Below are 20,552 nucleotides of genomic sequence, written 5' to 3' on the forward strand. Positions count from 1 at the left end.
AACCTGTGTGAGCCGGCTTGCTGGCGAAGGCGGTGTGTCAGTCGAAATGGACGGCACAGGTAGACCGCATTCGCGGGCAAGCGCGCTCCCACAGGCGGGCGGGGTCAACGGTTAATCGTTGCGCATCGCCCCGAAATACGCGCAGCCGCGCTGAACCTGGCCATTGACCCGCAGTTCGGCGGTCAGGTGCTGCACCGAACCGTTTGACGGATCCACACAGCGCAGCGGCGCGACGTAGAGCTCGACGTGTTGGTTGTTGGCGTCGGTGATCAGGTTGAAGCGGCCCTCGGGCATCTGCTCTTCCATGTACGGCACGGCGAACGGCTCTTTGCCTTCGCGCTCCAGCACCAGACCCTTGCCGCTGGCGTTGAGGTTCCACTTCGGACCGTTGCCGCTGGCATGAATCGTCAGGCGCTTGAAGTTGGGGTCCTCGCAGGCGCCGCTCGGGCGCTCGACGCGGTAGAGCTGATAGATGTCAGCCTGACCGTCACTGCCCTGGGCCTTGCTCGCGACGAAGTTGCCGCGTACATCGGCGAACGCCTTGCCACTCTTGTCCACCACCGAAGCGGCTTCCTGCAGGACGCCGGTATTGCCCTTGTCGGTCACTGCATAGCGGCGTTGTTCGTTGCATGGGGCGAAGAACAGTTTGCCGCCGTCACCGCTGAGGGTGCCTTGCATGCGGATCATGCCGGCCGTCGACACCTTGCTGTCGCTGGACGACATGGGCATCAATTGGCAGCCGGCAAACAGGGGCAACAAGGCGAACATCAGGGCGGAACGAGCAGCGGACATGGGGCGGTCTCCAGACAAGTGCCGCCACGTTACTCAGCCTGCTCGCTCATCACAAGGGGCGATTAGCCGACGCGATACGTCTGTCCGGTTTGTAGCCCTTCGACACTTTTTGCGTACGCCAACGCTACATCGGCTGCCGGAACGGGTTTGAAGCCGCGAAAGTAAGGCGCGTAACTGCCCAAGGCTTCGACCAGCACAGTGGGACTGACCGAGTTGACGCGCATGCCGCGGGGCATCTCGATGGCGGCGGCCCGCACGAACGCGTCGATGGCGCCGTTGACCAGGCTGGCAGACGCTCCGGTGCGAATCGGATCGACGCTGGTAATGCCGGTGGTGAAGGTGAACGAGGCGCCGTCGTTCGCAAATTCCCGACCGATCAGCAACAGATTCACCTGACCCATCAGCTTGTCGCGCAGGCCCAGGGCGAAGGAATCGGCGGTCATTTCGCCGAGCGGCGCGAAGGTGACATTGCCCGCCGCGCAAATCAATGCGTCGAACGGGCCTGTCCGTTCGAATAGTTTGCGGATCGAGTCGCTGTCACTAATATCGACGTGCTCGTCTGCGCCGGTTCTGCCGATGCGAACGATCTCGTGGCGTGGCGCCAACTCTTTCTCGATCGCCGAGCCGATGGTGCCGCTGGCGCCAATCAATAGAATTTTCATGATGCGGTTTTCCCCTGGTATGGATCAGGCGCTCAGTGTGAGTCGCCTTTTCCCACCGATACAGAGGCTAAACGGCAATCCCGGTTTGTCAGAAAGGAAACAATCATGAGCGAAATGGACGACCTGGCCGCGTTCGCGATGCTGGTGGAGGCCAACAGCTTCACCCTGGCCGCGCAATGGCTGGACACCAGCACCAGCCAACTGTCCAAGCGCATCAGCAAACTGGAAAAAAACTTCGGCGTGACGCTGCTCCATCGCACCACCCGCAGCCTGACGTTGACCTCGGCGGGCGCCATTCTGCTACCAGAAGCCCGCGCGCTACTGGCCCAACGCGACCGCGTCCGCGACGCCATGGCGTACCTGAGCGAAAGCCTGATCGGCACGGTGCGCCTGACCGTGCCGGTGTCATTGGGGGAAACCGTCTTCGAAGGCCTGCTCAGCGAATTTGCCCACACCTACCCCGACGTTCAAGTGGAACTGGACCTCAACAACCACTTCCGCGACATGCGCCGGGACGGCTTCGACCTGGGCATACGTTCCAGCGTGGGCATCGATGAACGCCTTGTGGCCAAGCCGTTGCTGTCGTTACAGGAACTGACCTGCGCCAGCCCGGACTACCTTGCCAAAAATGGCACCCCGCACACACCGGAAGAACTGCGCGTGCATCGATGCCTGCTCAACAGCCACCACAGCGGCCGCGAATCGTGGGATTACCACCAGAAACACGAACTGACCCGAGTCAATGTCCGCGGCACCTTCGCCAGCAACCACTATGGCCTCCTGAAAAAAGCCGCCCTGGTCGGCGCCGGCATCGCCCGCCTGCCGTCGTACATGGTTCATGAGGAACTGAAAGAAGGGCGACTGCATTGGTTGCTGCGTGATTACCAGACGCCGGTCTCATCGCTGTACCTCGTCCACCCCTTTGAAGGACGACTGCCGAGGCGGGTAAAAGTCATGGCTGACTACCTGACCGAATGGTTCGAGCGCAGCACGGCGGTGCTGGAAAAGCTCTGACGGCTTGGACCACTCGCCCCGCTGCTCGGGCGATAACAGAGCTGACGCAGAGCGTCACAGGATGCATTCCCACGCGGAGCGGGGGAACGATCATCAACAAGTCGAGTGGGGGGCGATCAGACAGTTTTAAACAATCAAAATTGATGGCGCAGCCACTGGCCTCTTCCCGGCTAAAGCCGGTCCCACGAAAAGCGGCGGCGTACACCCAGTAGGACCGGCTTCAGCCGGGAAGCCGTTGCCGTTGCTTTTGATCTTCGTACACAGAAGGTCCAGTCACCGCCAATCGCGACTTGGGTGCAGGCTGAACGCAGGTCTCGTGGAGTGGGCCGAGCCGCATGGATGCGGCGAGAGCGCCGTCAGGACATGGATGTCCGTTCGGCGCGGGCCTACGGAGCGAGACCGGAGTGAAGGAACCCTGACGAAGGAAGGGCCAAACCAGGAGCACAAAGCCCTTGGTTACTTGGGGCTTTATCAAGTAACTCGCCGAAGGCGAAACGTCTGCCCCCAGGCAGACGCCCTTGATCTTGCTTAAGATTCAACCGCCGAGATAAGCATCCCGCACTTTCGGATCGACCAACAACTCCGCCCCCGACCCCTGCATCACCACCCGGCCATTCTCCAGAACATAAGCACGATCAGCGATCTTCAACGCCTGATTCGCATTCTGCTCCACCAGAAACACCGTCACCCCATCCCGCCGCAACTGCTCAACAATCTCGAAAATCTGCTGAATAATAATCGGCGCCAGACCCAGCGAAGGCTCATCCAGCAACAACAGCTTCGGCTTGCTCATCAACGCACGCCCGATCGCCAGCATCTGCTGCTCGCCGCCCGACATCGTGCCGCCGCGCTGATTGAACCGCTCTTTCAGACGCGGAAACAACTCAAGCACCTTATCCATCTGCACCTGATAATCGGCCTTGTCGGTAAAGAACCCGCCCATCGACAGATTCTCCTCCACCGTCAGACGCGCGAACACACGACGACCTTCTGGCACCACCGCAATGCTCTTGCGCATGATCACCGACGACTCCAGACCGACCAGCTCCTCACCCATATAACGGATGCTGCCACTGTGTGCGCGCGGCGAACCGCACAGCGTCATCAACAGCGTCGACTTGCCCGCGCCATTGGCGCCGATCAGCGTGACAATCTCACCCTGCTGCACATCGATGCTGACACCGTGCAATGCCTGGATCTTGCCGTAAAACGTGGAAACGTTATCGAACTGCAGCATTTACGCTTCCCCCAGATAGGCTTTGATCACTTCAGGATTGTCACGGATCTGCTCGGGCGTGCCATCGGCCAGCGGTGTGCCCTGATTGATCACCACGATATGGTCAGAAATGCTCATGACCAGCTTCATGTCGTGCTCGATCAGCAACACCGTCGCGTTGTGCTCATTGCGCAACACACCGATCAGCGCTTTCAGGTCTTCGGTTTCTTTCGGATTCAGACCGGCCGCCGGTTCGTCGAGCATCAGAATGCGCGGGCGCGTCATCATGCAGCGGGCGATTTCCAGACGGCGCTGCTGACCGTAGGCCAGGGTGCCGGCAGGGCGGTTGGCGAATTCCTTCAGATCGACCGCTTCGAGCCAGTGCTCGGCGTACTCCATCGCCTCGCGCTCGCTCTTGCGATACGCGGGAGTCTTGAACAGGCCGGACAGGAAGTTGGTGTTGAGATGGCGATGCTGGGCCACCAGCAGGTTCTCCACCGCCGTCATCTCTTTGAACAGGCGCACGTTCTGGAACGTACGCACCACGCCTTTACGGGCGATTTCATGACCAGCCAGGCCTTGAATAGGCTCGCCGTCCAGCAGAATCGTCCCGGAGGAGGGTTTGTAGAAGCCCGTCAGGCAGTTGAACACGGTGGTCTTACCGGCGCCGTTCGGGCCGATCATCGACACAACCTGTTTCTCGTGGACGGTCAGACCGACACCGTTGACGGCCAGCAGACCGCCAAAGCGCATGCACAAGCCGGACGCTTGCAGAAGTGGACGGCTCATCAGCGCTCCCCCTTGAGTTTCATGACGGGACGCTGCATCGGCAGGAAGCCCTGGGGACGCCAGATCATCATCAGCACCATCAAGGCGCCGAAGCCGAGCATCCGGTATTCGCTGAATTCGCGAAGCAGTTCAGGCAACAGAATCATCACAACCGCGGCGAGGATCACGCCCAGCTGCGAGCCCATGCCACCCAGGACCACGATGGCGAGGATGATCGCCGACTCCAGAAAGGTGAACGACTCCGGCGTGATCAAACCCTGGCGCGCGGCGAAGAAACTGCCGGCGAAACCGGCGAATGCAGCGCCGAGGGTAAAGGCCGACAGCTTGATGATGGTCGGATTCAGACCCAGCGCGCGGCAGGCGATTTCGTCTTCACGCAGGGCTTCCCAAGCGCGGCCGATGGGCATGCGCAACAACCGGTTGATCACGAACAGCGCCAACAGCGCCAGCAGCAAGGCGATCAGGTAGAGGAAGATCACCTTGTTGATGGAGTTGTAGGGCAGGCCAAAGTATTCGTGGAACGTCTGCATGCCTTCTGCAGCCTTGCGCTCGAACGACAGGCCGAACAGCGTTGGCTTTTCGATGTTGCTGATGCCGTTGGGGCCGCCGGTGATGTCGGTCAGGTTACGCAGGAACAGGCGAATGATTTCGCCGAAACCCAGCGTCACGATGGCCAGATAGTCCCCGCGCAAGCGCAGAACCGGAAAGCCCAGCAGGAAGCCAAACGTCGCCGACGCCAGCCCCGCCAGCGGCAGGCAGATCCAGAAACCGAAGCCAAAGTAGTGCTGCAGCAGGGCGTAGGTGTACGCGCCCACGGCGTAGAAACCGACGTAGCCCAAATCGAGCAGACCGGCCAGACCCACCACGATGTTCAGGCCCAGGCCGAGCATCACGTAGATCAGGATCAGGGTCGCGATGTCCACCGCGCCGCGCGAGCCGAAGAACGGCCACACCAGCGCAGCGATCACCAGCGCGCCGAGGAACCAGCGCTGGGTCGAAGGCAGGGTCAGAAAGTTGCTGGTCTTGTCGGACATCAGCGGTTTCTGCGGACGCGAACGCCACATGGCGCTGATCTGTTCGTTGAACAGCACGCGCAGGAACATCAGAAACGCAGCGGCTAAAATCACCAGCACGGTGGTGGTACTGGCGCCGACCACCACGAGATTGATCCCGACGATGTCCAGTTTGAGCCCGAGGATCGGGTAAGCGACGGCCAGCACCAGCACTGCGCTGAAGAGGGCCGATTTGAGATTCCTGGTCATACTTTTTCAACCTCCGGACGGCCGAGCAGGCCGGTTGGCCGGAACAACAACACCAATACGAGAAGACCGAACGCCACCACATCCTTGTACTGGTCGCCAAAGATGTCGGCGCCAAAGGCTTCGGCGATGCCCAGCACCAGACCGCCGAGCATCGCGCCCGGGATACTGCCGATGCCGCCCAGTACCGCGGCGGTAAAGGCTTTGATGCCGACGAGGAAACCGGCGTTGGGGTTGATCACGCCGTACTGCATGCTCAGCAGGACCGCAGCGACCGCCGCCAGGGCGGCGCCGATGACAAAGGTCAGGGCGATGATGTTGTTGGTGTTGATCCCCAGCAGGTTGGCCATCTTGATGTCTTCGGCGCAGGCACGGCAGGCGCGACCCAGGCGAGAGCGGGAGATGAACCAGGTCAGACCGAGCATGGCCACCAGCGTAACGATGAAGATCAGGATCTGCATGTACGAGATCACCACTTCATGGTTGCTGCCGGGGCCGAAAACGAAGTTCCCGGGAATGAGGTTGGGGATCGATTTGTCTTTTGAGTCCTGCGACAACAGCACGGTGTTCTGCAGGAAAATCGACATGCCGATGGCGGAAATCAGAGGGATCAAACGGTTGCTGCCGCGCAGCGGGCGATAGGCAACTCGCTCGATGGCGTAACCGTAGGCGCTGGTCACCACAATACTCGCGACGAAGGCTGCGGTGATCAGCAGGGGCAGGCTGTCCAGGCCAAGCATGGTCAGACCGGCGAGGGCGATAAACGCCACATACGACCCGATCATATACACCTCGCCGTGGGCGAAGTTGATCATGCCGATGATGCCGTAAACCATGGTGTAGCCGATGGCAATCAAGGCGTAAGTGCTGCCAATGGTCAACCCATTAACCAGCTGTTGAAGAAAGTGATAGATATCTATCGGCATTGCTGAGTGCTCCTAAAAACCTGCCTGGTGTTTCACTGGTGAAGTCTTTTCCCGCTCGCGCGTCGTGATCTACGTCCGCGTCCGGCACGAGCCCAGTGGTTCACTGGTGCGGTTTCAAGATGTTCAGGGATCGGAATTCTTGTGAAATTCGCTGCCCGGCTAAAACAAAGCCCACTGCGGTTGCAGTGGGCTTCGGGTAAGCATGAAGGCTGCGTTATTTCACAGGGGCTTCAGTCTTGGTGCCATCTTTGTGCCAGGTGTAAACGACGAATTTGAAGTCTTTCAAGTCACCCTTGGCGTCGAAACTCAGGTCGCCAGTCGGGGTCTTGAAGGTACCGGCGTGGATGGCTTCAGCCACTTTCGCGGTGTCTTCGGACTTGGCGGTCTTGATCGCGTCGGCGATCACTTCCACGGCGGCGTAGGCCGGGAACACGAACGGACCGCTCGGGTCTTCTTTCTTCGCGGCGAATGCATCAACCAGCGCCTTGTTGGAAGGATCCTGGTCGAAGGATTTCGGCAGGGTGACCAGCAGACCTTCGGACGCATCCTGAGCGATCTGCGAAATGGACGCATTGCCCACGCCTTCCGGACCCATGAAGCCGGCTTTCAGGCCCTTTTCCTGTGCCTGACGCAGGATCAGACCCAGTTCAGGGTGGTAGCCGCCGTAGTAGACGAAGTCGACATTGGCTTGCTTCATCTTGGCGATCAGCGATGAGAAGTCTTTGTCGCCGGCATTGATGCCTTCGAACAGGGCGACTTTCACGCCGTCTTTTTCCAGGGTCTGTTTCACCGCGGTGGCGATGCCTTCACCGTACTGCTGTTTGTCATGGATGACCGCAACGATTTTCGGCTTGACCTGCTTGGCGATGTAGTCGCCGGCGGCCGGGCCTTGGGCGCTGTCCAGGCCGATGGTGCGGAAAATCAGTTTGTAACCGCGAGCGGTGATTTCCGGGCTGGTGGCTGCCGGGGTCACCATGATGATGCCTTCGTCTTCGTAGATGTCGGAAGCGGGCTGAGTGGAGCTGGAGCAGAGGTGACCGACCACGAACTTGACGCCGTCATTGACCACTTTGTTGGCGACGGCGACCGCTTGTTTCGGGTCGCAGGCATCATCGTATTCAACGGCTTCAAGCTTTTTGCCGTCCACGCCGCCTTTGGCGTTGATCTGCTCGATGGCCATCTTGGCACCGCTGAACTGCATGTCGCCGTATTGGGCCACAGCGCCGGTTTTAGGGCCGGCGATGCCGATCTTGATCGTGTCAGCTGCGAACGAGTGACTGGCAACCCCCGCCAGAACCAGTGCGGCAAACAGCTTGGAAATCTGATTAATACCCTTAGTCATGATGCTCCACTCTTGCGTTGTAGTTTTTATAATCCTGACGGCCAAAGCTGCAGGACCGGATTGAATCTCCAGGCCGCACCCCCAGCAACTGTACCGGAACAGTTTAGAGCGCCGGTCGAGCGCTTGAATAGCTGGCTGCGGGGGGCAAAACCTGTGGGTGTCGCTTAATCGACAGAAAGATACATAATCAAGCCGGCTGTTTCGCCCCCGTGGAGCGGCGAACCGGTCGGCTTGCGCGAACTTCCCTGCAATCAATCACTTGAATCCGGGTTTGTCGGTACGAAAGGCGGCGCTATCATTGCGTCGATTTCCAATACGGTGAAAACCCATGACGCAAGAACCTAGCACCCTCTATGCCAAACTGCTCGGCGAAACCGCTTCGATTACCTGGAAAGAATTGCAACCGTTCTTTGCAAAGGGTGCCCTGTTGTGGGTCGAGCCGACGCTGGATTTGATTGCCGTGGCGCAGGCATTTGCCGAGAACAGCGAGGCCCAGGTGGCCGCGTGGGTGAGCAGCGGGGAGGTCGGCAAGGTCTCTGAATCAAAGGCTCTGGATCTTTTGGAGCGCGATCCGCCGCTGTGGGCAGTGGTCGTCGCGCCTTGGGTGTTGATCCACGAAAGGGCGTAAGGCTGTTCTCCGCTCTAAAATGGTGCGTCGAATGATGGCGAAGTGGGTAGGGCGGTAACTCCCGGTGTGTGGCCGGTAGCGGAAACCCTCACCGACCGCGTGCTTCCTGTGCAAAAAGCGGTAACTCCCGGCGGGATGGTTTGGCGGGTCTTGCATGGGCCGGTATCAGCGGGGCGAATGTTCACAGACAGAGTGCCAAGGGGTAACTAGATTTCAGGCACGCCGGAAGCGTCAGCCGCGACAGCCTCCGATAACAAGAAAGAGATCGCCCCATGGATCAATCGACTCAGGCAAGGAACGCTTGGCGCGTTCTGTTTCTGCTGTTTCTGGCCAACCTCTTCAATTTTTTCGACCGCACGATCCCCGCGATTATCATCGAGCCCATTCGCAAGGAATGGCTGCTGAGCGACTTTCAGCTGGGCATCATCGGCACGGCATTCACGCTGGTGTACGCGGTCGCCGGTTTGCCTTTGGGCCGCATGGCTGACAACGGCTCGCGGCGCAAGTTGATGGGTTGGGGCCTGGCGGTGTGGAGTGGGCTGACGGCGGTGAATGGCCTGGTCGGCAGCTTCTGGGGGTTTCTGCTGGTGCGCATGGGCGTGGGTATCGGCGAGGCCAGCTACGCACCCGCGGCCAACTCGTTGATCGGCGATCTGTTCCCGGCCCACCGCCGTGCCCGGGCGATGGGCATTTTCATGCTCGGCCTGCCGCTGGGCCTGCTGCTGGCGTTTTTCACCATCGGCGCGATGGTCCAGGCGTTCGGCAGTTGGCGCGCGCCGTTCTTCATCGCCGCGGTGCCGGGGCTGGTTCTGGCGGTGTTCATGTTCTTCATTCGCGAGCCGGCCCGGGGCGCTGCCGAAAGCGTGGCCATTTCCCAGGAGAAAATCCACCGGCCGATCCGCCGCTTACTGTCGATCCCCACGTTTCGCTGGCTGGTGCTCGCCGGTCTGGCGTTCAACTTCGCCACCTACGCGTGCAACTCGTTCATGGTGTCGATGCTGCAGCGTTATTTTTTACTGCCCTTGCAGGAGGCCGCGATGGCCACCGGCATGATCGTCGGCGTGACCGGTCTCGTTGGCCTGACCGTCGGCGGCTGGGTCGCGGACAAGCTGCATCAGCGCTGGAGCAACGGGCGCCTGATGTTTGCCGCCATGAGCATGGTGGTCGCGACGCTGTGCACCGGTTATGCGCTGCACGCCGGGCGTATCGAGATCGGCGTGTTCGTCGGGGTGTTCAGCCTTGGCTGGCTGTTCTCCTACAACTTTTACACCTGCGTTTACACCGCCATTCAGGACGTGGTGCAGCCCCGGCTGCGCGCCACGGCCATGGCGCTGTTTTTTGCCGGCCTGTATCTGCTGGGCGGCGGGTTGGGGCCGGTGGTGGTGGGCCTGCTGTCGGACCATTTCGCCCACTCGGCCATGTACGCCGCGCAGGTCGAGCAGATGACCGAACCGTTCAAGGCGGTGGGGCTGCACGATGCGATGTACTTGATACCGGTGGCGTTGTTTTTCGCGCTGGTGTTTCTGGCGAAGGCGTCGACGTGTTTCAGCGTCGATGCGCAAAGGATGCGCGAGGGGATGGTGGCGGATGAGCCGGTGGGGCAGGGGGTGAAGCCGTCGGTGGCGTAGATGTCAGGTGGAGTGCGGACCTGTAGGAGCGTGGCTTGTCCCGCGATCGCGGTGTGTCAATTACAGATGCGGTAACTGACACACCGCAATCGCGGGCAAGCGCGCTCCTACAGGTTTTGTGTTCGCCGCAGATTCGCGGCGAACCTGTTTACCCCGCCACCAGCACCCGAATCGCTTCCAGACGCAGGGCGGCTTTTTCCAGCATGGCCAGGCCTTGCTCACGTTGTTCGCGCAACGCCGCCAGTTCGCTGTCGCGGACCGTCGGGTTGACCGCTTGCAGAGCCGTCAGCCGCGCCAGCTCTTCTTCGGTGTCTGCCGCCAGACGTCGCTGCGCTTCCGCCACACGTTCAGCGTGCTTCGGCGCGATCTTGCTTTCGGCGGCGTTGATCTGCGGATTGAGCACGTCACGCTGGGCCTGAATGAACTTGTTGGCGCTGGCCCGGGGCACGCTCTCCAGCTGGCCGTTCAGGGTGGTGAAAGACACACGCCCCGACAGGTCGTTGCCATTGCCATCCAGCAGGCAACGCAGCGCAGCCGGCGGCAGGTAGCGGCCCAGCTGCAGCGAGCGCGGCGCGACCACTTCACTGACGTAAAGCAATTCCAGCAACACGGTGCCAGGTTTCAGCGCCTTGTTCTTGATCAATGCCACGGCGGTGTTGCCCATCGAACCGGACAGCACCAGATCCATGCCGCCCTGCACCATCGGGTGTTCCCAGGTGATGAACTGCATGTCTTCGCGGGCCAGCGCCTGATTGCGGTCGTAGGTGATGGTCACACCTTCGTCGTCGCCCAGCGGGAAGCTGGCGTCGAGCATCTTCTCGCTCGGACGCAGGATCAGCGCGTTCTCCGAATGGTCCTCGCTGTCGATGCCGAACGCGTCGAACAGGGTTTCCATGTAGATCGGCAGAGTGAACTGGTCATCCTGCTCGAGGATGGCTTCCACCAGTGCCTCGCCTTCGCCCGCACCACCGGAATTCAGCTCCAGCAGACGGTCGCGGCCGGTGTGCAGTTCGCTTTCAAGGCGTACGCGTTCGTCGCGGGCCTCGTTCACCAAGGCCTGCCAGTCGTCCTCGTCACCGCCATCGAGCTGCGGTAACAGGCGCGGACCGAACGTATGTTGCAACGCGTTACCGGTAGGGCAGGTGTTAAGGAAAGCGTTGAGCGCTTCGTGATACCACTGGAACAGCCGCTCTTGCGGGCTGGTTTCCAGGTACGGCACGTGCAGCTCGATGATGTGCTTCTGGCCGATCCGGTCCAGACGACCGATACGCTGCTCCAGCAGGTCCGGGTGCGCAGGCAGATCGAATAGCACCAGATGATGGGAGAACTGGAAGTTGCGGCCTTCACTGCCGATTTCCGAACAGATCAGCACTTGGGCGCCGAACTCTTCGTCGGCGAAGTAGGCCGCCGCGCGGTCACGCTCGAGGATGTTCATGCCTTCGTGGAAGACTGTCGCCGGGATGCCGGAGCGAACGCGCAGCGCGTCTTCCAGGTCCATCGCGGTTTCGGCGTGGGCGCAGATGACCAGCACCTTCACGCGCTTGAGCATTTTCAGGGTGTCGATCAGCCAGTCAACGCGCGGATCGAAACGCCACCAGCGTTCTTCTTCACTGCTCTCGCCAGTGGCCTGGAAGCTGACTTCCGGGTACAGATCGGCGTGTTCGCCAATCGGTAGCTCCAGGTACTCAGCCGGGCAGGGCAGGGGATACGGGTGCAGTTTGCGCTCCGGGAACCCTTGCACGGCGGCGCGGGTGTTACGGAACAGCACGCGGCCGGTGCCGTGACGGTCAAGCAGTTCACGGATCAGACGGGCACTGGCTTCGGCGTCACCGGCAGCAACAGCGGTCAGCAGTGCTTCGGCTTCGGCCCCGAGGAAGCCACGGATGGTCTCGTTGGCTTTCGGCGACAACGTGCCTTTGTCCAGCAGCTCCTGAACGGCTTCGGCCACCGGGCGATAGTTTTCGCTTTCGGCGCGGAAGGCGTGCAGGTCATGAAAACGGTTCGGGTCCAGCAGGCGCAGACGGGCGAAGTGGCTGTCCTGGCCGAGCTGTTCGGGGGTTGCCGTCAGCAGCAGCACCCCGGGAATCACTTCAGCGAGTTGCTCGACCAGCGAGTATTCGCGGCTGGCCTTTTCTTCGTGCCAGACCAGGTGGTGGGCCTCGTCGACGACCAGCAGGTCCCAGCCCGCCGCGAACAGCGCATCCTGGGCTTTCTCGTCTTCAACCAGCCATTCCAGCGACACCAGCGCCAGTTGCGTGTCTTCGAACGGGTTGCTGGCATCGCTCTCGATGAAGCGCTCGGCGTCGAACAGCGCGACCTGCAGGTTGAAGCGGCGGCGCATTTCCACCAGCCACTGGTGCTGCAGGTTTTCCGGCACCAGGATCAGCACGCGGTTGGCGCGGCCCGACAGCAACTGGCGATGGATGACCAGACCGGCTTCGATGGTTTTACCCAGACCCACTTCGTCCGCCAGCAAGACCCGCGGCGCGATACGGTCAGCGACTTCACGGGCGATGTGCAGCTGGTGTGCGATCGGTTGCGCGCGCACGCCGCCCAGGCCCCAGAGCGAGGATTGCAACTGGCGGCTGGTGTGTTCGAGGGTGTGATAACGCAGGGAGAACCACGGCAGGGGGTCGATCTGCCCGGCAAACAGGCGGTCGGTGGCCAGGCGGAACTGGATGAAGTTCGACAGCTGGGTTTCCGGCAGGGTCACCGGCTGGTTTTGCGCGTTGAGGCCGTGGTAGACCAGCAGGCCGTCGACGTCGTCGACTTCGCGCACCGTCATCTTCCAGTTTTCGAAGTGGGTGATGGTGTCACCCGGCGAGAAGCGCACCCGCGTCAGCGGGGCATTGCGCAAAGCATACTGGCGCGTGTCGCCAGTGGCCGGATAGAGCACGGTCAACAAGCGGCCGTCCTGTGCCAGAACGGTGCCCAAACCCAGCTCGGCTTCGCTGTCGCTAATCCAGCGTTGCCCCGGTTGATACTGCTGCGACATGCTGCCTGACTCCCGCCTTGAAAAAGCCCACTATGTTAACGGAACAAGGCGCCCAGGCCAAAGCCACATTGTAAAAACCCCCGGATATAGTGGGCGGCGTACCTGAGGCGGGCACTTGCTGCGAAAAACATAGTCGAAACTCGCGCTTGAATCGGCTCAAGTCGACGAAACGGCAGCCGACAGCTTGATAACAGGAGACCATTACCATGCTGCCACCGCTGATCCCACTGAGCGCGGCCCCCGTGACTTCGCAGCTGGACCCGGTCAAACCCACCCCGGACATCCCGCCGGTAACGCCGACTCAAAAGAGTTCGAGCGAAACCAATATCGACATGGGCGAACGTGACCGCGAGCAGGCCGAATTGCTGCTGCGCGAAGAACAACGCCGCCATCAACGCCGCCGCAGCGACCGGCGCGTGGCTGACCGCCACCCCGACCTTCAAGAAGGCCCGGCCATCCCCGGCGATTTCCTCAACGCCGACGACACCGTGCCGGTTGTGCCGATCATCGACGACGAGCCGCGCCAGGGGCTGTGGGTCGACCTGAAAGTCTGAGGCGCTGGTCAGCGCCGCCTCGATTGCGCATTATTGGCGGCAACAGGTATTCACGAGCGATACGCGATGAGCGATGACGAAAAACTGGTAGACCTGAGCGCCGAACGCGCCAAGCGTGTGCACGACCTCAATGACAAACGGCTGAACGAAGTCCGAAGCGCTTTCGAGCAGGCCATGCCGCTGGGCAAGGGCAAGAAGAAAGCCAAGAGCAAACCGAAGAAACGCTGAACTGCCTGCCGTTCGTCCCCCGTCTGCCGGCTGCTGTATGCGATTCACGCCGGCATTGACCTGAGTCAATTTCTTCCGCTACCCCTCTGGTTAACCTGCGCCTATCAAACAGGCCCGGGCAGAAGGAGTGCGCATGTTTCTCGACCACGCAGTGATAGCCGGCGTCATGACGGTGGGGCTGATGATGGTGATTTACTCGAGCGTCGGACTGTTCATCTGGAGAGACTCACCCCGGCGCGGCAGACGCTGAGTTTTCTATAAAAGAGCACGCAAGGCATTTTGGGCAACTTCGGTTGCCCATTTTTTTGCGTGCTGATTGCTGCGGCGCCAGCTGCCGGATCCGGAATAAAAATGCTCTGCCCGCGCCGTCTCCCTCAACTCGGATAAGTACACCCTGCAGGAGCCGGCTTGCTGGCGAACGCATTTGTTCAGACGCTGGATGGGCGACTGCCAGATCGGGTTCGCCAGCAAGCCGGCTCAGAACCGCGTCAGCCGACGGTGATGGGCGGCAACTCGGCCAGGGTCACAGTCTGCAGCTTGCGTGGCGCGAGGATTTCGGCCTCGCCATCGACCACCAGTTCATCGTTCTGATTGAACACGCGGGTGGCGATGCGCACCCGGAATTTCGGCAGTTTCTCGAGGATTTCCAGGCGCACGGTCAAGGTGTCGCCGATCTTCACCGGCTTCTGGAAGGTCATTTGCTGACCCAGGTAAATCGTGCCCGGGCCAGGCAGTTCACAGGCCACCGCCGCGCTGATCAATGCGCCGCTGAACATACCGTGGGCGATGCGATCCTTGAACATGCTTTTGGCCGCGAACTCGGCGTCCAGGTGCACCGGGTTGCGGTCGCCGGACATTTCGGCAAACAGCTGGATGTGACGTTCTTCGACGGTTTGGCTGTAGCTGGCGGTCTGGCCGACTTCAAGGGCTTCGTACGGCGTGTTGGTGACTTGGGTCATGGGGTGTCCTGTGACAGTTGGGAAAGATGAACCACTGACGTCATTCGCTGCGGCGCGGCCTTGGCTGCTGCAGCGCCTGTTCAAGCCAGGCAAGCAGGTCACGGGTGACTTCTTCACGATTGATCTCCAGGAAAATCTCGTGACGCGCCTGCGGATAGACTTTCAGCGTAACAAACGGGTGGTCGGTGCCGCTCAGAGCGTCGGCCAGATGCGTGAGACGCTTGCCATCGCTCACCGGATCACATTCGCCCCCAATAATCAGGATCGGCAGTCCGGGATCGATCTGCGCCAGGTTCGAACGCTTGCTGATCTGCTGCAGGCCGCCGAGCAGGTCCAGCCACAACTGATTGGTGCAGCGAAAGCCACACAGCGGGTCGTTGCCGTACGCGTCAACCTCGACCGGGTCGCGGTTGAGCCAGTCATAGCAGGTGCGTACAGGCTTGAAGCGTTTGTTGAACGAGCCAAACGACAGGTGTTCGATCAACGCGCTGCGCCCCGTCGGCCCTTGCCGCCAGCGTTCAAAACGAGCAACCAGCGCCGCAGAGCGGTAGAACGTGACCGGATGGTAATTCGAGCCGCTGAGAATCGCCCCCTGCACACTGGCGCTGTGGTGCAGCAAATACCCCTGGGCGATGTAACTGCCCATGCTGTGACCGAGCAGGAAAACCGGCACGCCCGGATGGCGCACTGCAATCGACGCTTTGAGCGTGGCGAGGTCGCCGACCACTTTGTTCCAGCCGTCCTGATCGGCGTAATGACCCAGGGTGCCGTGGGAGGCCGAATGGCCGTGGCCCCGTTGATCGGCGGCATACAGGGCGAAACCTGCCCGCATCAATGCCACGCCCAGTCTGTCATAGCGCCCGCCATGCTCAGCCATCCCGTGGGAAAGCATGACCACCGCCCGGGCGTTGCCCATCGGCCTCCAGGCACGCACATAGAGACGAGAGTGATCTTGAGCGTCCAGCCAAAAAGCTTCGTGTTCCATCGCGTTTTCCTGGCCCCTGTAAAAAGTTGTCTCAAAAAACGCAGTGGCGAGCGCTTTGCTTGAGTGTATAGCGGTAGCCGGATGGCAGGCTGGTTACCCGCAAGATTCACACCGGTGATGACGTGGCGACGACTATTTGCCTTCTATGCCATAGCTGCTAACGTCCGGCAAACGCCCGTTTAAATACCACGGGGCCAGTACACTCAGGTAAGAGGATAAAAACAACATGCAACCTGAATTCTGGAACGACAAGCGTCCCGCTGGCGTTCTTTCTGAGGTGGATCTTCAGGCGTACACATCGGTGGTCGAGGTGTTCGAACGCAGTTGCCGCCAGTACGCCGATCGGCCGGCCTACAGCAACATGGGTGTCACCCTGAGCTACGCAGAGCTTGAGCGCCAATCGGCGGCGTTCGCCGGTTACCTTCAACAGCAGACTGACCTCAAACCCGGCGACCGCATCGCCGTGCAGATGCCCAACCTGATCCAGTACCCCATTGCCGTGTTCGGTGCCATGCGCGCCGGCCTGATCGTCGTCAACACCAACCCGCTGTACACCGCCCGGGAAATGCGCCATCAGTTCAAGGATTCCGGCGCGCGCGCACTGGTCTATCTCAACGTCTTCGGCAAGAACGTGCAGGAAGTGCTGCCGGACACCGACATCCAGTACCTTATCGAAGTGAAGATGGGCGACATGCAGTCGGCCGCCAAAGGCTGGCTGATCAACACCGTGGTCGAAAAGGTCAAGAAGCTGGTGCCGGCCTACCATCTGCCGCAGGCGATCCCGTTCAAACGTGCTCTAAAACTGGGCAAGGGCGATCGTCTGCAACGGGTGCCGTTGGCGCTGGACGACGTCGCTGTGCTGCAGTACACCGGCGGCACCACCGGTTCGCCGAAAGGCGCGATGCTGACCCATGGCAATCTGGTCGCCAACATGCAGCAGGTCTACGCCTGCATGCTGCAGCATGGGCCGGACGGGCTGCCGATCTTCAAGCAGGGCAGCGAGATCATGGTGGCGCCGCTGCCGCTTTATCACATCTATGCGTTCACCTGTAATTGCATGTGCATGATGGTCAGCGGCAATCACAACCTGCTGATCACCAACCCGCGGGACATCGGCGGCTTCATCAAAGAGCTGAAGAAGTGGAAGTTCTCGGCAATGATCGGGCTCAACACGCTGTTCGTGGCGCTGATGGACCATCCCGAATTCAAGAAACTCGATTTTTCAACGTTGCGCCTGACCAACTCCGGCGGCACCGCGCTGGTTAAAGCCACCGCCGAGCGCTGGCTGCAATTGACCGGCTGCTCGATCGTCGAGGGCTATGGCTTGACCGAAACCTCTCCCGTCGCCACCGCCAACCCCTATGGCACTCAGTCCAGGCTGGGCACGGTGGGCATGCCGGTGCCGGGCACCACGGCGAAGGTCATCAGCGACGACGGGGTTGAGCTGCCCCTGGGTGAGCGCGGCGAGCTGTGCCTCAAGGGGCCGCAAATCATGCTCGGCTACTGGAACAAGCCAGAGGCCACCGCCGAGGTGCTGGACGGCGAGGGCTGGCTGAAAACCGGCGATGTCGCGGTGATCGACCCGGACGGGTTCATCCGCATCGTGGACCGCAAGAAAGACCTGATCATCGTCTCGGGCTTCAACGTCTACCCGAACGAGATCGAGGACGTGGTCTCGCGGCACCCGAAAGTGGCGAACTGTGCGGTGATCGGCGTTCCGGACGACCGATCGGGCGAAGCTGTGAAGCTGTTCGTAGTGCCGAGGGATGCAACCCTGACCAGCGAGGAGTTGAAGGCATACTGCAAGGAGAACTTCACCGGCTACAAGATTCCCAAGCAGATCGTGCTGCGTGAGTCGTTGCCGATGACGCCTGTGGGGAAAATCCTGCGGCGTGAGTTGCGGGATATCGCCTGATCCGGCATTGCCTGATCCCTGAGCTTTAGCCACAGCTTTTTACCTGGCAAAAACGGCGTGATGATCACGCCGTTTTTTTGCCCGGCAGTTTGTTGCGGGGGGTTATCGGATCGCGTAAATGAACATCACCACGTAGGAGATTTCCGACATTTAGGTTCATTGCTCTAAACGTGACCGTGAAATATTCAAGAGTCAGCTATGTGACTGGAGAGCCCGTTTTTGGCTCTAGGCGGCCCTTGGCAAAGCTGATACGCTCGCCCCGCTTTTTGTACCATCGGTCAACAAAAAGTGGTTACTACAAAATTCCAAACACAAGAAATCATCGCATTAAGCGGTGTGTAGAAACGCTGTTGCTGAGGAGTCGGCTTTTATGCTCGAAAACTTCTGGAAGGATAAATATCCGACAGGTATCGCTGCCGATATCGATCCGGATCAGTATCCGAACGTACAGGCCGTATTGAAACAGTCCTGCGAGCGTTTCGCCAACAAACCTGCGTTCAGCAACCTGGGCAAGACCCTCACCTACGGCGAAATGTACGCGCTGTCCGGTGCCTTCGCTGCGTATCTGCAACAGCACACCGACCTGCAACCGGGCGATCGCATCGCCGTGCAGCTGCCCAACGTGCTGCAGTACCCGGTCGCGGTGTTCGGCGCCATTCGTGCCGGGCTCATCGTGGTCAACACCAACCCGCTGTACACCGCGCGGGAAATGGAACATCAATTCAACGACTCCGGCGCCAAGGCGCTTGTCTGCCTGGCGAACATGGCGCACCTGGCTGAAAAGGTCGTGCCCAAGACCGGCGTCAAGCACATCATCGTCACCGAAGTTGCCGACCTGCTGCCGCCGCTCAAGCGCCTGCTGGTCAACAGCGTCATCAAGTACGTGAAGAAGATGGTCCCGCCGTTCCATTTGCCCAAGGCAGTCAAATTCAACGACGTACTGGCCAAGGGGCACGGTCAGCCGGTGCAGGATGTGTCGCCGAACGGTGACGACGTCGCGGTGCTGCAATACACCGGCGGCACCACCGGCGTGGCCAAGGGCGCGATGCTCACCCACCGCAACCTGATCGCCAATATGCTGCAGTGCCGGGCGCTGATGGCGGCCAACCTCAACGAAGGCACGGAGATCCTGATCACGCCGTTGCCGCTGTACCACATCTATGCGTTCACCTTTCACTGCATGGCGATGATGCTGAGCGGCAACCATAACGTGCTGATCAGCAACCCGCGCGATCTGTCGGCGATGGTGAAAGAGCTGTCGAAGTGGAAGTTTTCCGGCTTCGTCGGGCTCAATACGCTATTCGTGGCGCTGTGCAACAACGCTGACTTCCGTAACCTCGATTTCTCCTCGCTGAAACTCACCCTCTCGGGCGGCATGGCCCTGCAAACCGCGGCGGCCGAGCGCTGGAAAGAAGTCACCGGCTGTTCTATCTGCGAAGGTTATGGCATGACCGAAACCAGCCCTGTGGCCTCTGTTAACCCTTTTCAGAAGATCCAGATGGGCACCATCGGCATTCCCGTGCCCTCGACCCTGTGCAAGACCATCAACGATGCGGGCGAAGAGCTGCCGTTGGGCGAAGTGGGCGAGCTGTGCATCAAGGGCCCCCAGGTGATGAAGGGCTACTGGCAAAACCAGGCCGCCACCGACGAGATGCTCGATGCCGACGGTTGGTTGAAGACCGGCGACATCGCGATCATCCAGCCGGATGGCTACATGCGCATTGTTGATCGCAAGAAAGACATGATCCTGGTCTCCGGCTTCAACGTGTACCCGAACGAACTGGAAGACGTGCTGGCGACCCTGCCGGGCGTTCTGCAGTGCGCGGCCATCGGTATCCCGGACGAGAAATCCGGTGAGGCGATCAAGCTGTTCGTGGTGTGCAAGCCGGGCACGACCCTGAGCAAGGATCAAGTCATGCAGCACATGCGCGCCAACGTCACGGCTTATAAAGTGCCGCGCAGCGTGGAATTCCGCGACGCCCTGCCGACCACCAACGTTGGCAAGATCCTGCGCCGCGAACTGCGCGACGAAGAATTGAAAAGACTGGCACTGAAAAAGCCCGCCTGAGTCAGTCCTGACCACCACAGACCCCGGCAGCGTGGTCGGCCTAACGGCCTCGGGTTTCGCCTTCGGCGAGTTACTTGATAAAGCCCCAAGTAACCAAGGGCTTTTGCTCCTGGTTGGGCCCCGACTTCGTCGGGGTTCCTTCACTCCGGTCCCGCTCCGTGGGCCCGCGCCGAACGGACATCCATGTCCTGACGGCGCTCTCGCCGCATCCATGCGGCTCGGCCCACTCCGCGAAACCTGCGTTCAGCCTGCACCCAAGTCGCGTTTGGCAGTGACTGGACTTTTTGCGTCCGAAGATCAAAAGCAGATCACAAGCTTCCCGGCTAAAGCCGGTCCCACAGACCTACTGCGCACCCACTGTAGGATCGGCTTCAGCCGGGAAGAGGCTGGTGTGATCGCCACATATTTTACTGGATGCACGCCCTGCTTTTAGTGGGACCGGCTTTAGCCGGGAAGAGGCCTGCATGACCGTCATTAATTTTTTGGCATAAACCCTCCGTGTGGAAGCCGTCACGACCTCGTGGGAGCGACCGGGGTGGCGCTCCACATTGCGCGCGAGGACTTACACCCTGCCCGTGAATGCCTTTGCGCC

The 20,552-nt window shown here is 60.5% G+C and carries 18 protein-coding genes; 8 read left to right on the forward strand and 10 right to left on the reverse strand.

Going from position 1 to position 20,552, the window contains the following annotated elements; all coding sequences use genetic code 11:
• Window positions 1-111: 111 nt before the first annotated feature.
• Window positions 112-792 (reverse strand): hypothetical protein, encoded by a 681-nt coding sequence (locus tag BMY98_RS18710; protein ID WP_074891641.1) that lies wholly within the window; start codon window positions 790-792, stop codon window positions 112-114.
• Between the two features lie 62 nt (window positions 793-854).
• Window positions 855-1,454, reverse strand: a complete 600-nt coding sequence (locus tag BMY98_RS18715; RefSeq protein WP_074891643.1) for a short chain dehydrogenase — start codon at window positions 1,452-1,454, stop codon at window positions 855-857.
• A gap of 105 nt (window positions 1,455-1,559) precedes the next feature.
• On the opposite strand from BMY98_RS18715, the gene BMY98_RS18720 reads away from it, so the two are divergent.
• Entirely contained in the window at window positions 1,560-2,468 is a 909-nt protein-coding gene (locus BMY98_RS18720) for a LysR family transcriptional regulator (RefSeq protein WP_074891645.1), read from the forward strand.
• A 535-nt stretch (window positions 2,469-3,003) separates the two neighbouring features.
• On the opposite strand, the gene BMY98_RS18725 is transcribed toward BMY98_RS18720, so the two are convergent.
• From BMY98_RS18725 to BMY98_RS18745, 5 genes are all read right to left on the reverse strand, one after another.
• Window positions 3,004-3,705, reverse strand: a complete 702-nt coding sequence (locus BMY98_RS18725; RefSeq protein WP_065992624.1) for an ABC transporter ATP-binding protein — start codon at window positions 3,703-3,705, stop codon at window positions 3,004-3,006.
• On the reverse strand, window positions 3,706-4,473 hold the full coding sequence (gene livG, locus BMY98_RS18730) for a high-affinity branched-chain amino acid ABC transporter ATP-binding protein LivG (protein WP_065992627.1): 768 nt from the start codon (window positions 4,471-4,473) through the stop codon (window positions 3,706-3,708).
• Window positions 4,473-5,735, reverse strand: a complete 1,263-nt coding sequence (locus BMY98_RS18735; RefSeq protein WP_074891647.1) for a high-affinity branched-chain amino acid ABC transporter permease LivM — start codon at window positions 5,733-5,735, stop codon at window positions 4,473-4,475. The genes livG and BMY98_RS18735 overlap by 1 nt, the downstream gene beginning before the upstream one ends.
• On the reverse strand, window positions 5,732-6,658 hold the full coding sequence (livH, locus tag BMY98_RS18740) for a high-affinity branched-chain amino acid ABC transporter permease LivH (protein WP_074891649.1): 927 nt from the start codon (window positions 6,656-6,658) through the stop codon (window positions 5,732-5,734). Before livH ends, BMY98_RS18735 begins: the two co-directional genes overlap by 4 nt.
• A 214-nt stretch (window positions 6,659-6,872) precedes the next feature.
• On the reverse strand, window positions 6,873-8,000 hold the full coding sequence (locus BMY98_RS18745) for a branched-chain amino acid ABC transporter substrate-binding protein (protein WP_074891651.1): 1,128 nt from the start codon (window positions 7,998-8,000) through the stop codon (window positions 6,873-6,875).
• A 328-nt stretch (window positions 8,001-8,328) separates the two neighbouring features.
• On the opposite strand from BMY98_RS18745, the gene BMY98_RS18750 reads away from it, so the two are divergent.
• A complete protein-coding gene (locus tag BMY98_RS18750; RefSeq protein WP_074891653.1) occupies window positions 8,329-8,628 on the forward strand; it encodes a DUF2288 domain-containing protein in 300 nt (99 codons plus the stop codon).
• 272 nt (window positions 8,629-8,900) lie between these two features.
• A complete protein-coding gene (locus tag BMY98_RS18755) occupies window positions 8,901-10,256 on the forward strand; it encodes a spinster family MFS transporter (RefSeq protein WP_074891655.1) in 1,356 nt (451 codons plus the stop codon).
• Between the two features lie 148 nt (window positions 10,257-10,404).
• On the opposite strand, the gene rapA is transcribed toward BMY98_RS18755, so the two are convergent.
• Window positions 10,405-13,251 (reverse strand): RNA polymerase-associated protein RapA, encoded by a 2,847-nt coding sequence (gene rapA / locus BMY98_RS18760; protein WP_074891657.1) that lies wholly within the window; start codon window positions 13,249-13,251, stop codon window positions 10,405-10,407.
• Between the two features lie 206 nt (window positions 13,252-13,457).
• Here rapA and BMY98_RS18765 point away from each other — a divergent pair, with 206 nt between their 5' ends.
• The 3 genes from BMY98_RS18765 to ccoM all read left to right on the forward strand — a co-directional run bounded on the left by BMY98_RS18765 (window position 13,458) and on the right by ccoM (window position 14,283).
• A complete protein-coding gene (locus BMY98_RS18765) occupies window positions 13,458-13,805 on the forward strand; it encodes an aspartate-semialdehyde dehydrogenase (protein ID WP_074891659.1) in 348 nt (115 codons plus the stop codon).
• Between the two features lie 66 nt (window positions 13,806-13,871).
• Window positions 13,872-14,033 (forward strand): hypothetical protein, encoded by a 162-nt coding sequence (locus BMY98_RS27355; protein WP_166650630.1) that lies wholly within the window; start codon window positions 13,872-13,874, stop codon window positions 14,031-14,033.
• Between the two features lie 133 nt (window positions 14,034-14,166).
• Window positions 14,167-14,283 (forward strand): cytochrome c oxidase subunit CcoM, encoded by a 117-nt coding sequence (gene ccoM / locus BMY98_RS27835; protein WP_281248193.1) that lies wholly within the window; start codon window positions 14,167-14,169, stop codon window positions 14,281-14,283.
• A 238-nt stretch (window positions 14,284-14,521) separates the two neighbouring features.
• Here ccoM and BMY98_RS18770 read toward each other — a convergent pair whose 3' ends face one another.
• Both BMY98_RS18770 and BMY98_RS18775 read right to left on the reverse strand, forming a co-directional pair.
• Window positions 14,522-14,992 (reverse strand): MaoC family dehydratase, encoded by a 471-nt coding sequence (locus tag BMY98_RS18770; RefSeq protein WP_074891661.1) that lies wholly within the window; start codon window positions 14,990-14,992, stop codon window positions 14,522-14,524.
• 40 nt (window positions 14,993-15,032) lie between these two features.
• Window positions 15,033-15,977, reverse strand: coding sequence for an alpha/beta hydrolase (locus BMY98_RS18775; protein ID WP_074891663.1), 945 nt, complete (start codon window positions 15,975-15,977; stop codon window positions 15,033-15,035).
• A 226-nt stretch (window positions 15,978-16,203) separates the two neighbouring features.
• On the opposite strand from BMY98_RS18775, the gene fadD2 reads away from it, so the two are divergent.
• Window positions 16,204-17,892 (forward strand): long-chain-fatty-acid--CoA ligase FadD2, encoded by a 1,689-nt coding sequence (gene fadD2, locus BMY98_RS18780; RefSeq protein WP_074891665.1) that lies wholly within the window; start codon window positions 16,204-16,206, stop codon window positions 17,890-17,892.
• 370 nt (window positions 17,893-18,262) lie between these two features.
• Window positions 18,263-19,960, forward strand: a complete 1,698-nt coding sequence (gene fadD1 / locus BMY98_RS18785; RefSeq protein WP_074891667.1) for a long-chain-fatty-acid--CoA ligase FadD1 — start codon at window positions 18,263-18,265, stop codon at window positions 19,958-19,960.
• Window positions 19,961-20,552: the final 592 nt, after the last annotated feature.

It is taken from the genome of Pseudomonas graminis (assembly GCF_900111735.1).
Lineage (GTDB): Bacteria > Pseudomonadota > Gammaproteobacteria > Pseudomonadales > Pseudomonadaceae > Aquipseudomonas > Aquipseudomonas graminis.